12 protein-coding genes are annotated in these 15748 nt (G+C 35.5%); 3 read left to right on the top strand and 9 right to left on the bottom strand.

Annotated features, from left to right (window positions below; genetic code table 11):
• Nucleotides 1-87: 87 nt before the first annotated feature.
• From CYAN10605_RS13880 to CYAN10605_RS13860, 5 genes are all read right to left on the bottom strand, one after another.
• A complete protein-coding gene (locus CYAN10605_RS13880; protein ID WP_041922907.1) occupies nt 88-750 on the bottom strand; it encodes a Fe2+-dependent dioxygenase in 663 nt (220 codons plus the stop codon).
• Nucleotides 751-815: 65 nt separating this feature from the next.
• Nucleotides 816-1571, bottom strand: coding sequence for a histidine phosphatase family protein (locus CYAN10605_RS13875; protein ID WP_015220575.1), 756 nt, complete (start codon nt 1569-1571; stop codon nt 816-818).
• Nucleotides 1572-2326: 755 nt separating this feature from the next.
• The gene (locus tag CYAN10605_RS13870) at nt 2327-3205 is read right to left on the bottom strand and encodes an alpha/beta fold hydrolase (protein ID WP_015220574.1); all 879 of its coding nucleotides are present in this window, start codon (nt 3203-3205) and stop codon (nt 2327-2329) included.
• 21 nt (nt 3206-3226) lie between these two features.
• Complete coding sequence (locus CYAN10605_RS13865; protein WP_015220573.1) at nt 3227-3967, bottom strand: hypothetical protein; 741 nt, start codon at nt 3965-3967, stop codon at nt 3227-3229.
• A 101-nt stretch (nt 3968-4068) separates the two neighbouring features.
• A complete protein-coding gene (locus CYAN10605_RS13860) occupies nt 4069-4377 on the bottom strand; it encodes a hypothetical protein (RefSeq protein ID WP_015220572.1) in 309 nt (102 codons plus the stop codon).
• A gap of 438 nt (nt 4378-4815) precedes the next feature.
• Here CYAN10605_RS13860 and glyS point away from each other — a divergent pair, with 438 nt between their 5' ends.
• The 3 genes from glyS to lpxB all read left to right on the top strand — a co-directional run bounded on the left by glyS (nt 4816) and on the right by lpxB (nt 8815).
• The gene (gene glyS / locus CYAN10605_RS13855; RefSeq protein WP_015220571.1) at nt 4816-6951 is read left to right on the top strand and encodes a glycine--tRNA ligase subunit beta; all 2136 of its coding nucleotides are present in this window, start codon (nt 4816-4818) and stop codon (nt 6949-6951) included.
• A 194-nt stretch (nt 6952-7145) separates the two neighbouring features.
• Nucleotides 7146-7598: a signal peptidase II gene (lspA, locus tag CYAN10605_RS13850; protein WP_015220570.1), complete on the top strand. Its 453-nt coding sequence runs from the start codon at nt 7146-7148 to the stop codon at nt 7596-7598.
• Between the two features lie 53 nt (nt 7599-7651).
• Complete coding sequence (lpxB, locus tag CYAN10605_RS13845; RefSeq protein WP_015220569.1) at nt 7652-8815, top strand: lipid-A-disaccharide synthase; 1164 nt, start codon at nt 7652-7654, stop codon at nt 8813-8815.
• Between the two features lie 162 nt (nt 8816-8977).
• On the opposite strand, the gene CYAN10605_RS13840 is transcribed toward lpxB, so the two are convergent.
• The 4 genes from CYAN10605_RS13840 to CYAN10605_RS13830 form a co-directional block, all read right to left on the bottom strand.
• Entirely contained in the window at nt 8978-11305 is a 2328-nt protein-coding gene (locus CYAN10605_RS13840) for a transglutaminase TgpA family protein (protein WP_015220568.1), read from the bottom strand.
• A 338-nt stretch (nt 11306-11643) separates the two neighbouring features.
• Nucleotides 11644-13125, bottom strand: a complete 1482-nt coding sequence (locus CYAN10605_RS13835; protein ID WP_015220567.1) for a glutamate synthase subunit beta — start codon at nt 13123-13125, stop codon at nt 11644-11646.
• A 1051-nt stretch (nt 13126-14176) separates the two neighbouring features.
• A complete protein-coding gene (locus CYAN10605_RS19190) occupies nt 14177-14278 on the bottom strand; it encodes an HNH endonuclease (protein WP_241212837.1) in 102 nt (33 codons plus the stop codon).
• 14 nt (nt 14279-14292) lie between these two features.
• Complete coding sequence (locus tag CYAN10605_RS13830; RefSeq protein ID WP_015220566.1) at nt 14293-15366, bottom strand: reverse transcriptase domain-containing protein; 1074 nt, start codon at nt 15364-15366, stop codon at nt 14293-14295.
• Nucleotides 15367-15748: the final 382 nt, after the last annotated feature.

Below are 15748 nucleotides of genomic sequence, written 5' to 3'. Positions count from 1 at the left end.
CAACTATTCAATATTCATCTTTGCCTCTTACCCATTGCCCTTTTCGTCATCACCCATAGATGAAAATTTATCCTGAACTCAGGTTATTTAGCTATCCGCAAAAAATCTTAGTAAATTAGAATAAGACTTAGAAAGTAAATCAAATTCGGCAGTTTTTCCTTGTTTATGAAAAATAGAACGACGTACTGTATCTAAATCAAAAAGAATCTCTCTTTTTTGAACATCTCTAATCCAGCTTTCTATCCAGCCTACGACAACTTTTCTAACTCCTTTCGTGACGGTTTCCACACGATGAAGAGAATAAGAAGGATAAAAAATAATCGTACCTGTACTCAATTTAAAAGAGCGTTCCTCATTAACTTCTTCCAAAATTAGCTCTCCCCCCTCGTATTCTTGGGGTGAGTTCAAAAAAATAGTAAAGGAAATATCTGTGCGCCCTTCTTTCATAAGAGCATCATCAACATGAGAACCATAACCCATGCCTTGACTATAACGGCTAAATCTGAGGGAGTGAATTTTTTTGGGTATCGTTGCCATTTGAAAAACTATATTTTCATTCAATGCCTGATAAATAATTTTTTCCAGATTACGAATCTCAGAGAATTGATTCGATAGCTGTTCATTATTTTTAACCTTAACAGCGTGCCAACCTGCGGTTTTTTTGCCGTCAATAAATTTAGCTTCTTCTAACTGGTGATTTATAGTCTGTAAGATTTCTGGTGTAAGAATGTTCTCTAGTTGCAAAATCATATAAAAAAGGGCTTCTGCCCTTAATAAAAACCAAAAAATTTCTTGTAGATGTCGGGAAAAGTAGATTATTGTCCTAATTTCATCCATTCTTCTGGTAGCAGATTTGCAATTAATTCAAATCCACCGTTGCCGTCTGGTTTTACAACATAAGCTAAACCTTGAGGCGCAGGATAAATACCCGTAGCCGCTTCAAATAAATCATCGTGACCAACAATAACCGTATTTTCTCCTTGAGGGGGTAATTTTGTCAGCATAGGAATCAATCTAGCTTTCATGTCGGCTACTTGTTCATCTGTATAATCTTCCGCTTTGGGAAAATTTAGGTCACCATTTTTCACGTGTCTTCCAAAAGCTAAATCTGCGGTTTGCCAAGCACGACAATATTGACTTGCAATAACATCAGCCACGGGAATTGAGTATTTTCTAAAGGCTTCCCCAATCATTTTAGCTTGATTCCAACCGTATTCACTCAGGGTTCTTTGAGTTGAACAATTACCCATAACAGCAGTTACTTGATCTGCATAATCTTTTTCTGTTTCTGCATGACGGAAGTAAATAACATAACCACCTTGTTTCAAAGAATCAAGTAATTGTTTTCCATTCATTTTATCTTTAAAATCAGCATTGGCTTGTTCTCCCTCGCTATATTCTTCGCCACCTTCTCCACCTTCGCCACCTTCTCCACCCTGTGCCAGTAAAAATGGTGGGATATTTGTATTGTTATGAGAGTTTTCTTGAGCATTAACAAATGATGAAGTAGAGCTTAAAGTTGCAGTTAACCCTATTGCCATTAATAGTTCGAGAGACTTAGATTTTTTCATGATAGTTATTTTTGCGATACGAATTTTCTTGTTTAAAACAGTTAAAGCCTATTGTTTTAATGAAAACAGAACAGATAAAACAAGTTGAATATACTTATCTGGGTTGTATTTACTGTCGCAACTAGAATATCATTATTTCTAAAAATTTGCAATAAGTGGGAAAAGTTTATGGGAAGATAAATAAGGGAAGTAATAAATATTAACCAGTTTTTTTCCCATTAACGTCTTTTTTAGATAATTTTCGTATTTTTTGTATTTAGTTTATCAAAATGTTTAAACAGTGATGCTACTTAAGTTGTCATAGTTAATGCTAATAAATATGAATAAGTATTCCTCAGTAACTAATTATTATTATTTCTTTTAGACCCATTTAAAATACTTAGATTAGGCTCAGAGTATAGTGAAGTATCAGCAGATGAGAGAAGAAGCTCACATTTCAACGAAGCGAATGTGAGTACTTCACGTTAAGATACTGAGGGAAGAATGAAAAAGTGGTATCAAAAAGGTAAGCAACAGGAAATAATTGACAGGCAATAGTCCAAAATACTTATTTTTTATTAAATTATTAAGGTTCTTCAGAGTGTGGTTATGATAAATTAAGAGAAACAGGACTTCCATAACCTTTATTGAATAGTGTTTATAGTAAAACAAAAACTAAAAGTTTATAAATTATTATTTAATAATCCCCTGTTGCCTCTTGCCTCTTGCCTACCAAACACGAATAATTTACACGACGAGAATTGATAGAGCCATTATTAACTTGTCTTTAAAAATTTATTAATAGCTTTTAGATAAGTTGTAGAATCTTCTAACATGGGAAAATGTCCTGTTTTGGGAACTTCAAAATAAGATATTTTTTCTGGGTTTAAAGCAACGGCGGCTTTACCCATAGAAGCAGGAATTATTTGGTCTTTTTCTCCTGAAACTAATAACGTTGGTACTTGAATTTTGCTAAATTCTTGGGGCATTATTTCCACTGCTTTTTTACTAACAGAAGAATAAATTGTGTTTAAAGCGGCATCATAATCTGCTAACAAAAAATCTTCTAAAAAATCGATGCCCATTTGCTTTGGTATGGGTTGATAAAGAAATCTTGCCATAAAAAGTTTTTCTGCAAATGGTACTTTTAAAAACCAATGATAACGAAATTTAACTACATATCCTCCCACTTTATGGAAAGCAGAAAAAGCAAGGGCATTATAAGTGAAAATACCATTACAGGTTAAAATTGCTTTATGTATTCTTTCTGGTGCTAAATTTAAGAATATTGTCCCTACTGATGCTCCCATAGAATGAGAGTTTAAATATACTTTTTCTAAATTAAATTTGTCTAGTAATAATAATAAATCTTGGGCATAATCTTCTAATTCGTAACCTATTTTTGCTCCTTTTTCTTCTTTTGATTGTCCAAAGCCTCTCATATCATAAAGTAAACAGTCATAGTTAGATGCGATCGCATTTGCTGTAGTACGCCAATAACGACAAGACCCCCCCCAACCATGAATAAATACCATTACAGGTTTAGGAGAGTTATTTTCAGAAGGGGTGCGAATCCACTCATAGTAATGATTTACCCCTCGAATGTTGACAGTGCCTTTTTCGTTTAAGTTGGTTTGTGCGGTGGAAGTATTCATTATGTTTCAAATTGAGTTTTTTTAACTTTTTAAGATTTTAAAGGTTTTTACTGATGATAATTTCTTTTTTCTTGAGAGAGGAAAATTATTAATCGGTATTCTTTGGCGATTATTTGGGAAGAAAGGAGTAATTAGTTCTAAACAATGGTCAATTTTACTAATAATAATCGGTTCTGTTTCTAAATCTTTTAGTATAGTTAAATATTCTCTTATTTGCTCATATTCTTCTTGGGTAAATGTTTGATGATGCCATTGTAAAATAACTTGATTAACAGCCCATAATCTTTTTAAAGGAGAAGAATCATTTAACTGTTCGATTATTTTTTCAAATAAATTATTCGCCTTCAAATTTCGGGACTTATTTTCAATCAGAATGTTGGCTAAAAATATTAGCCCTGCACCACTAAATATGGTTTGAATAATAATCCCAAATGCTAACCATTTATTGTCAATTTCTGTCCATATATTCAAAGAAAAATAGCTACTTAAAGAGAAAAAACTAGCAATGGCAATGGAGTAGAATAGTTTTTTATTTTCTGGGGTTAAGTGCTTAGTAAATTTGTGAATATAATTTAACCAATACTGAGATTTTATCTGATAGCTAATAACCATTAGACAAAGAAAAGCTACAGTAGATATAACCAGTTCTAAATCTCCGATAGAAGCGGTTAGTCCTAATAAAAAAAAATAAAATCTTTTATCTTTTAAGTATTGATTAAATAGTATTTTTTTTAAGAAAAAATTATTAACATTAATGGACATTGTTTAACTTAGTTAATCCTTTGGTATCATCAAAGCAGGTGTTAAAAATATACTGTTACTTTCGTCTAACAAAGTAATTGTATCAGAACTTGTAGGAATATTTAGAATGGCTTAACTACTTTTTGCGCTTTAATCAGAGTATCAAGCACTTGATCAGAATCGATTAATCTTTTTAAAACTACTTGACCGATATTCTTATCGAACTTGACATTATCAGACAAAGGACTTACTTCCACCATTATAATAGTATCTTCTACCTCATACAGCCAAAGAGTTTGATCATTTTCAATGATACCAATGGGCAGGGATTTTATATAGGGTTGTCGTCGCCAAACCATTTCATTCCAAAGCCCACTTCTTTCCCAAATACGATTATAAGTCCATCCCGCAGTCAAAAAAAAATATTTCATTAATTTGTTTTCGATATATAGTTTCTAAAATAATAAAATTCTAGTCAATATTCATTTTTCGATACAGTTTATTTGGCTCTATTACTTTAAAGTATGTAAATTATTGGTGTTTGGTAGGCTGAAGGGCAACAGGCAATGGGCAATGGTAAATAGTGAATAGTGAATAGTTGATAATTACTCGTTACTCATTACTTTTTTCTAAAACCTGAAACCTGATACCTGATACCTTGTCTCCCTCTCCCCTCATCTCCCCATCCCTTAAACACCCTAAAACCTGACACCTGACACTTGACACCTAATCTTATCCGATATTCTTAAACCTAACTGAGGTTATTTTTAGACTTCTTCAGGCTTGATTCTCTTAATCGTTGATTTATCCATCGACAATAACCGATAATGAGATGAAGATATAAATAAAGTTATTGTTAAACAGAGAATATGGCAAATTTCCTCTTAGAAATTGGGACTGAAGAATTACCCGCAGACTTCGTTGATAGTGCGATCGCACAATGGGATAGTAAAATTAAAGATAATTTAAAAAGTGAGTTTTTAGAGCCTACAGAGATAAAAATTTATGGCACTCCTCGCCGTTTAGCGGTGTTAATAGAAGGATTAGCAGAAAAACAACCAGATAGAGAGGAAGAAATAAAAGGGCCTCCTGTAACGGCGGCATTCAAGGATGGGAAAGCAACTCCTGCGGCTGAAGGTTTTGCCCGTAAACAAGGGGTTTCTTTAGAGGATTTTCAGGTTAGGGAAACAGAGAAGGGAGAATTTATTTTTATTCAAAAGAAAATGATGGGAGAGGCAACCAAAGATATTTTACAAAGGTTAGTGCCTCAGTGGATTACAGGCTTAGAAGGTAGAAGATTTATGCGGTGGGCTGATGATGAATTGCGTTTTCCTCGCCCTATTCGTCATTTAGTTGCTTTGTGGGATAGTGAGATTTTGCCCCTTGAATTAAATCTTGGTACTAATGTTTTAAGAAGCGATCGCATCTCTACTGGTCATCGTGTATTACATCCTGCAACTGTTGTCATTAATTCCGCTCAAGACTATGTTGCTACTTTAGAAAAAGCCTCGGTTTTAGTGGATGTTAAAACTAGATATAAGAAGATAGAAGAAGAAATTAAGCATTTAGCCACCTTAGTTAAAGGTAAAGCTGAAATTTATCCTGATTTACTCACAGAAGTTACTAATTTAGTAGAATATCCTACCCCTGTATTAGGTAAATTTGAAGCCGAGTTTTTACAATTACCTTCAGAAGTAATTACCACTGTAATGGTTACTCATCAGCGTTATTTTCCCATAAAAGACGAAAAAGGGGAATTAATGCCCTATTTTATCACTATTTCCAACGGAGATCCCACAAAATCTGACATTATCGCCACGGGAAATGCTAAAGTAATTAGAGCAAGATTAGCAGACGCTCAATTTTTCTACCAAGCAGATTGTGATGAACATTTAGAAACCTATTTACCAGAGTTAGAAAACGTCACCTTCCAAGAAGACTTAGGCACAATGCACGATAAAGTTAACCGTATTATTGGCATTTGTCAACAAATTAGTGAGCAATTGGGGTTAAATGAGTTACAAAAATCCGAAGTAGAAAGCACTGCATCATTATGTAAAGCAGATTTAGTTACCCAAATGGTGTATGAATTTCCAGAGTTACAGGGAATTATGGGAGAAAAATACGCCCTTAAAAGCGGTGAATCCCCAACTGTTGCCAAGGGAATTTTTGAACACTATTTACCTCGCAACGCAGGAGATATAATGCCAGAAACTCTTAATGGTCAAATTGTCGGAATAGGCGATCGCATCGATACTATTGTGGGTATAATTGGATTGGGGATGATGCCAACGGGTTCAAGTGATCCTTTTGCGTTAAGAAGATCGGCTAATGCTATCATTAACATTACATGGCACGGAAATCTTGAAATTAATTTAGAGGAATTGCTAACCCAAGCCTGTGAAGATTTTGTTACCTCTCATCCCGACAAAAAATCTCCCTTAAATGCCATTCAAGAGTTTTTTACTCAGAGAATACATACCCTTTTACAAGACGAATTAAATATTGATTATGATCTAGTAAACGCAGTTTTAGGGGATAATGATTCAGAATATATAACAAGGGCATTGACTAACTTATTAGACATCAGAAATAGGGCGTTATTCCTCCAAGAAATTAGAAACAATGGTTTACTCTCTCAAATTTATGAAACTGTAAATCGTTCCACAAAATTAGCAGTTAAAGGAAGTTTAAAAACCGACAAATTAGAAATAAATCAAGTAATCAATCCTGAATATTTTGAATCTAATTCTGAACAAGATTTATACCAAGCCTTACAAAAATTAGCTCCCATCAGTCAAGAAGCAAAAAGAGAAAGTAACTATCAATTATTAATCGATGGTTTATTAGAAATTAACCCCATTATTAGTAACTTTTTTGATGGAGAAAACAGCGTTTTAGTCATGGCAGAAGATGAAAAAATTAAAACTAATCGCTTAAATTTACTGGGTTTATTACGCAATTATAGCCGTGTTTTAGCTGATTTCGGTGCGATAGTTAAATAAATTAAAAGGGGTTTAAGCCCCTTAAATATATCAAATTAAGCAAGAATAGGTTTGTAGTAACCCTTTAAGGTTTCTATCGTTCTGAGAATAAAGGCTAAAGCCATTACTACGAACTTAATATATATTACGCTTGATTGGGGATTGCTGAAAAAGCACTATATAAAGTTTAATAAATTAATTAATCAAAGTTAACCATGAAAAAAAATCCAATCTTTTGGATAGTTGCAATTATAGCTTTAATTATTGACCAAATTACTAAATATTTAGTTGTTATTTCCTTTCCTGAAATTGGTGACACAATGCCTCTATGGCAAGGAGTTTTTCATTTTACTTACGTGCAGAATACGGGGGCGGCTTTTAGCTTTTTTCAAGGAGGAGTTGGTTGGCTAAAATGGCTTTCTTTAATTGTTAGTTTAGGTTTAATGATATTTGCTTGGAAAGAAAAGTTGAGTAAAATTGAACAATTTGCCTATGGTTTCATTTTAGCAGGTGCTTTAGGTAATGGGGTCGATCGCTTCTTATTTGGCTATGTGGTGGATTTTCTCGATTTTCGCTTGATTAATTTCCCCGTGTTTAATATGGCTGATGTGTGCATTAACATTGGTATTGTTTTACTAATTTACGCCACCATCAAAATGAGCCGTTAAAAAGAGACGAAATTTTGTTAAAATCAGTCTTGTTTTGCTCACGGTGGGTTAGTATGCGTCTTTTTATTAGTACAGGGGAAGTTTCGGGAGATTTACAGGGGGGTTTATTAGTCAAAGCCCTTTTTCAACAAGCCGAAAAACTCAATATCCCTCTGGAAATAGAAGGATTAGGAGGCAAAAAAATGGCAGAGGCGGGGGCAAAACTTATCGCTGATACTACGGCTATAGGCTCAGTGGGTTTATGGGAATCAGTGCCTTTCATCATTCCTACTTTACAAATACAAAATAAGGCAAAGAAATATTTACAAACTCATCTTCCTGATGCAATTATTTTAATTGATTATGTAGGGCCTAATCTTGCGATCGCATCTTCATTAAAGAAAAAATATCCAAATACTCCTATAATCTGGTATATTGGCCCACAATTCTGGGTTTGGACACCATTAGGGCAAGATGTTGAGCAATTAGTTAAAGTTACTGATAAATTATTAGCAATATTTCCCGAAGAAGCTAAATTTTACCAAGAAAAAGGAATGAATGTTACTTATGTAGGACATCCTTTAACTGACAGAATCAAAAAAGCCCCCAGTCGAGAAACTGCCAGAAAAAAATTAGGTATTCAAGAAACAGAAAGAATGATTGTTTTATTACCTGCATCTCGACAACAAGAATTAAAATATTTATTGCCAGTAATGGTAGAATCTGCAAAAAAAATTCAAGCTAAATTTCCCACAATTAAATTTTATTTACCCATATCCTTGGCTAAATATAAACAAGAAATAGAAAGAGTTATTAATCAAAATCAATTAAAAATAACCTTATTTGAAGGAGAAACCCTAGAGATTTTAGCAGGAGCAGATTTAGCAATTACAAAATCAGGAACAGTAAACCTAGAATTAGGCTTATTAAAAATTCCGCAAATAGTTATTTATAAAGTTAATAAATTAACCATGTGGGTTGCTCGAAAAATTCTTAACTTTTCTATCCCCTTTATGTCTCCTGTGAATTTAGTTTCTATGACAGAAATTGTGCCAGAATTATTACAAGAAAAAGCCACCGTTGAAAATATTACCCATCTTGCGGAGGAATTACTGTTTAACTCCTCTCGCCAACATCAACTAAGCCAAGATTATGCAACCATGATTAAAGTCTTAGATAATCAAGAAGATTCTGTGTGCGATCGAGTTGCTCAAGAAATTATAAACTATATTTTATAGTTAATAGTGAATAGTGAATAGTTGATAATTACTCATTACTCTTAACTCATTACTTGCTTCCCCCTCTCTCCTCATCACCTCATCACCTCATCCCCCTCTCCTCCGAACTCCGAACCCTTAACCCTTATCTGATACTCTTAAACCGAACTGAGGTTACTTAAATTATTTAAGAAGGGAAAGTTGAGCAAAACTTTTCTTTAAAAGTTGATATTGAGATGTTAAATAATCCATATTTGGAGTTATATCACCATAACGCCATTGTACGTAATTATTACTAATTAAAAATACTATTTCCCATTGCTCTAATATTAAAAAATCTCGTAAACTTTCACAATATTCTTTAGGAGTTTGAGAAGGAAGTTTCGGATAGCCCTTTTCTTTTAATAAATCTAACATTTCTCGGTACAATTTTTCTGTAGGATTAAGGCGAGATAAGTAATTGCGATATAGAAATTTTCTCACTGCCAAAAATCCCAACCAACCGAAAAAGGCAAACATAATTAACCCTAATACCCCTACCAAAATACCCAAAAAACTACCCGTTAAAAACTGCCATAATTTTCCTAGCCAACCGGCACGAAAAATATTCAAAATAGAATCGGTAATTGTACTAAATAAGGCGGTAATAAATGCCGTAATAGGTGGAGGTAACCAACCTGCAATCCATTTCCAAAAAATTCCTAAAACACCAAAAGGATTATCGTCTTGAAAAGAAGGTGGTATGATTTCGTGACCGGGTAAAGGATCAAAATAAAACCAACCATAGCTAGGAAAATAAACTTCTGTCAAAGCATGAGCATCGGTGTTATGTACAATATAGTAGCCCGTAAAAGGATTAAATTGCCCACTAGCAAAACCAACGGTAAAACGGGCAGGAATATCTAAAGCCCTTAACATCATGGTGTAAACTGTGGCAAATTGATCAGGAAATCCTCCCCCATTGGCTAAAAATGCGGTAATAATATCTTCCCCTTCTTCTAGTAACGGATTATCTGTTTTTACTTGATAATTTTGTTTGAGAGCTTGAGCAAGATATAAGGCTTTATCATAATTAGAAGGTAACTCTCTACCTGCTTTTACCATCAACTCTTCTGCTTTTTCTCTTAAATTCTCTTTAGCAGAAGGAGGAATATCCAAGTAATATTTTGCGATCGTATCAGGATAATTATCCCCTGCTAATTGTAAATCTGTTTGACTACGATAGGGTACTCTGGAAATAACCGTATAAGTTAAACCTTCAATTAATCCAGCAGGCGATCGCATACTCCCTTCTGTATCAAGAGCGATTACAGCAGAAGGAAAATAAAGATATTGAGGATAAGATAGAGCTGGAATAATATTAGGAAGATCCCTAACAACAGTATAGGTCTGAATTATTTTTTTTGTTTCGGCGGTGATAGCTGGTAAAGAGATATTAAATTGATAATTCCAAAAATTACGCTTAACATCAATGGTTTGATCTTCCCTAGATATTTCCCAACCTTGTCCTGTATAGCGATCAAAAGATAGTACACGCCAAAAACCGGGGGCTTGAGAGCGAATTCTGAAGAGGATTTTTCTTTCGGTGATAAGGTTATTCGTATTTTGATTAATGGTCGTGTTAAAACCATAATAACCACCATCATCAACTCCAGTGCCTCCCTGCCCATCACCCATTATATCCCCCCTTAAAGTACCATCAGGATTATAACCGGGGTTAACAATGCTTCTATCTCCTCCCTGAAAATCACGATTTTCAAAACCTTCTGGGGCGCTAACAGGAAATGATTGAATTTGATAACTAGGATAACGGGGCATAATCGCAAAAATGAATAAGCCCAAAGAAAGAATGATGAGGGAAAGAGAAAGAATTTTTTTAGGGGATAAAGGCGAGCTTTGCCATAATTGTTTTTGCCGAAATAAGTTTTTTTCTTGTTTGAGTTGTCTAAAATTCTCTTCCCAAACATTTAACCCCATGCGTGAACGATAATCTAAAACAAGAGTGGGAATACCTAATAATAATAAAGCTAATAACCACGGTGCAAAAGCTAAGGTTTGAGATAAAGTTGCAGATACTCCAATTAAAATTAAACCAATAATCATGGAGTAACCTAAATCTTTACGACGAGGTAAATCAAAGCTGTGTAAAACCTGTAATTGCACTAAAAATTCAGCTAAGACTAAACGGGTGTCATTAAGACTTTGAACTAAATTTCCTAAAAAAATCATTAAAGTAATAATCATTCCCATCGCAAGGGCAATCTTTAGGGCAATATTTTTCTTTTTTCTACGACGCCAACTAACTATTGCTCCCACAATGCTTAAAGGAATAGCCCAAATACTCATCGGATAAAGACTTTGAGCGGCAACATCTGTGGCAATGATGCCCACTATTACCATTATCTGTACCAATGTACGAAAAAGGATTGATTCTTCGGTAGGAGGTTTAGGCATTGCCTCCATTTTTTCAATCAATTCTCGAATGGTTGGATTATTTCTTAGCTGTTGCATTGTTAATGGTTTAAATTTATATGAGAAATGAGTTCGGAGTTAGTTAGGGGCGAATGGCCATTCACCCATACAGGAGTTAGAAGTTATTAATTATCAACTATTTATCTTTGCCCTCCCTCCTAAATAGGGCGGGGCTGTTTCAAACTAAAAAATTAGGTTAACTGAGATTAAGTAAGAGTAAGAGATACAAGGATTTTTTCTATTAGTTAAAACTTTATGAACAAAAATCCCCTCATCTCCCTCTCCTCCTATCTCCCGCTCTTTTTTCTTTCTCGAAAATGAAACAGCCCTGCCTCTCGAGGGGGGATAAAGAGGGGTTTGCCCTTTGTCCTTTTTTATTAAGGTAAATTCGTTTTTTGCATCAAGAAGCGATCGCACTCTCTAGCAACTTCTCTACCCTCATTAAAAGCCCAAACTACTAAACTTTGACCTCGACGACAATCCCCGGCGGCAAAAACTTTAGGAAGATTAGTGGCATATTGACCATAATCAGCTTTAATATTACTACGAACATCAGACTCTAAACCCATTTTTTCCAACAGCATTTGTTCAGGTCCTAAAAACCCCATGGCTAATAGTACCAGTTGGGCGGGGATTCTTTTCTCAGTCCCTTCGATGGGTTGAGGAATAAAACGCCCTTGCTCATTTCTTTGCCATTCCACCTCAACAGTATGGACTGCGGCAACATTTCCTTGATCATCTGCTTCAAATTTCGTGGCAGTGGTAGTATATACACGGGGATCATGACCAAATTTAGCGGCGGCTTCTTCCTGTCCGTAATCAAGACGGTAAATCTTAGGGTATTCAGGCCAAGGATTATTTTTTGCTCTCACTTCGGGAGGTTTAGGCATAATTTCCAATTGAGTAACACTCTTACAACCATGACGAATTGACGTACCCACACAATCTGTGCCTGTATCTCCTCCTCCAATGATTACTACATCTTTGCCTTTTGCGCAAATAAGTTCTTCTTTATTGCTATTTAACACGCTTTTCGTATTGGCGGTCAAAAATTCCATTGCGAAGTGAATTCCCCCTAAATCTCGTCCTTCTATGGGCAAATCACGGGGTTTTCCAGCACCGATGCAGAGAATTAAAGCGTCATTTTCTTCTAGCAATTGCTCAGGAGATATGTCTTTCCCAATCTCTGTATTACAAACAAACTTGATTCCTTCTGCCGCTAATACTTTAATCCGACGCAAAACAACCTTTTCTTTATCCAACTTCATATTAGGAATACCATACATAAGTAATCCACCGGGGCGATCATCTCTTTCATAAACAGTAACAGAATGACCAGCCTTATTCAATTGAGCGGCGGCGGATAGTCCTGCAGGACCGGAACCGATAACGGCAACTTTTTTGCCCGTGCGAGTTTTGGGGGGTTCTGGTACAACCCAACCCATGTCCCAACCATGATCGATAATCGAACACTCAATATTTTTGATGGTGACAGGAGGATTATTTATTCCTAACACACATGAACCCTCACAAGGGGCAGGACAGACTCTCCCAGTAAATTCAGGAAAATTGTTGGTTTTATGGAGGCGATCGAGAGCTTCCTTCCATAATCCACGATAAATCAAATCATTCCATTCGGGGATTAAATTATTGATGGGGCATCCCGTTGCCATACCATTAATCAGTTCTCCTGTATGACAAAAAGGCGTTCCACAATCCATACATCTGGCCCCTTGATTGCGGAGTTTTTCCTCTGGTAAAGGTCGGTGAAATTCATCCCAATTATTAATTCTTTCTAAGGGATCTTTATCAACGGGTAATTCCCTTGCAAATTCCAAAAATCCTGTTGCTTTTCCCATATTTTACCTATTGTTCTCTAAAAAATTAATCTATTTTTCTGAAAATATTTAATCAGGAATATCAATAATAAATAATGGCTTTTTTACTAATTTTGTTGGCTTAAAATAACATAACGAAAAAGAGAATAAATTTAATTAGCTAAAAAAATGTTACGTATTTCTTGACATTATTAAGAATTAATGATTTTATTTTCATGTAAATTTTGCCAACATCTAACCTACTTAATTTTTCCTGATAGATTCAGATAACATCTCTAAATTCAGTCTAGTGGAGTTATTTTCAATAAACAACTATTTTAAAGATTAATTCATGTTTTTTTAATAATTCGTAATATAGATGAAAATACTCTTTTTATCTTGAGATTTTCTTACTTTAGCTTCTAGCACACTTCCCATAAAATTAGAGAGTATTTTGTTACCAGTTATGAAAAATTATGGCTCTATTACTTACTTCTTATCGTGTAAATTATTGGTTAAAGTAAGCTGAGGGGCAACAAACAACGGAGCTTATAAAGTATAGAGAGCAAAGGAGAATAGTTTATAGTTGATAATTAAGAATAAAAAAACACCTGAAACCTGAAACCTTTTTCCGAACTCTGTTCATTTATGAGCGATCGAGCGTTCTCTCCGAACTCAGGTATATTATCCTCAGAGGGTTAAGTTCAAGATTTGACCTCTCCCTGTACTAAAGTAACGGGGATTCAAAAAAGGAATATTGAATCGGGTTAAAACCACGATTAAAAATATTTATCCTTTGTGGCAGGGTCAAAACTGCCCTAGACACCTTGGCTAGTGAGATATTCACTGGCTGTATGCTTACATATTTTCGGAGAATATTAGCGGCTGCCATTACATCGGCATTAACAAAAAAACCTTGTTTAGAGCGGTAAAGACCACGTTTAATCCGTTTTCCTGAAAACTGATACCCTTCGGGTTTTTCACCGAAATTAGGTATCAAATCATTATAGCGGGTAAAGTTCGAGAGTCACCTCTCTCCCCTCCCCTAAGAACCGTGCATGACTGTTTCCAATCACACGGCTCAAGCCTTACTTCAAGCCTTCAACTTGGATTTTGAGTGTACCTGTTTATGACAAGCCTTATGCAAATGTACAAGATTGTCAGTGGTATCCTTACCACCATCCTTAACAGGTATTATATGATGGGTTTCTATTTGCTCTCCATTGAATAAGTTTTCACCGCATACAGGACATTTCCAATAAGGACTTTTTCTTTCTGGGGTTTAGTCAATAATTTGCCTTTGTATTGGCGAAGGTTAAACCCTAAAAAGTTGAATCCGTTATCTATGTGAACTATCCGTGTCTTCTCAGCGCTGATTTCAAGTCCTCTTTCTGATAGCCATTGCTTTATCTGGATAAGCACTTCTTCCAAAGATTCTTTATCTTTAGCAGTGACGACAAAATCGTCTGCATATCGTATGATGCCTAGCTTTGGGTTACATTGTTTAATATGTTTTTCTAACCCGTGCAGTCCTATGTTTGCTAACAGTGGACTTATAACACCACCTTGAGGAGTGCCTGTCTCGGTAAGGTTGTGGACACCACTATCGATAAATCCAGCTTTTAACCATCCTTTGATAAGTTCCTTTTTAGGGTGACTATCAATCATGTTTAGGATAGATTCATGGGCAATGTTATCAAAGAAGCCTTTAATATCAGCATCTAAAACCCATTTGTCATGAGTACCCCCTTTTTCTGAATCTCCTCTTAATCGGAGATAGCATTGTCCGATTGCATCATGACAACTTCTTCCGCATCTAAAACCATATGAATTCGGTTCAAATGCAGCTTCCCATTCGGGTTCTAGTGAATTTTTAACTATTGCTTGTGCGACTCTATCTCTCACGGTTGGGATGCCGAGAGGACGTTTCTTGCCATTAGGTTTTGGTATATAAACCCGTTTTGTTGGAACTGCTTTTGGCATTTTCCATTCATTGACAAGTTTTACTCGTTGTGCAGGGGTATTAATCACCTCCTTATCTATCCCTGCTGTTTGCTTTCCGTCATTGACTTGAGTAATCTGTCTGACACACAACAATAGGTTTGATAGGCTTCTTATCATCAATTTCTGCAGTCTTCTCAACTGCTTCCATTGACCAAGTTTTCTGGCACGGAAGATTCGGCAACGCAAATTCTTAACAACTTTATAGGCTTTTCGCCAGTTGACCTGACTCCAGTCCTCTAGTTGTCCGTTGTCTCCATTTATCAAAATCGCATTTGACATCTAACTTTCAACACTCCGTTTAGAATCTTTGTTTTCGTCTCTATCCGTATAAGACCCAAGAGAAGTCTGCTATTCCTTTCGGTCAGGGGCAAATTTTGAACCCTTATCCTAACCATTACAGCTAGGCGTTCGCTTTTTCTCTCATCTTCTACCCTCCAGAGAATTCCGTCCTTGTTACCTTAGACCTAGTGGCTTATACCACACTCTGTAGGGTTTACCCTGTTGTATCAACTGGTTTTGGCAATGTAATTAGGATGGATGGCTATCCTGCGGTGGGGATTGCATTTCTACATCAATGTGATCCTAGAACACATTAATTACCCACTTACCATTTTGGTCTAAGCCTGTCAGGGATAATTTGGCTTATTGCTAGGTAACGCAG

It is taken from the genome of Cyanobacterium aponinum PCC 10605 (genome assembly GCF_000317675.1).
Taxonomy (GTDB): Bacteria; Cyanobacteriota; Cyanobacteriia; order Cyanobacteriales; family Cyanobacteriaceae; genus PCC-10605.
Note: the sequence above shows the minus strand (reverse complement) of the source record. Positions and strands in the feature narration are given on the sequence as shown.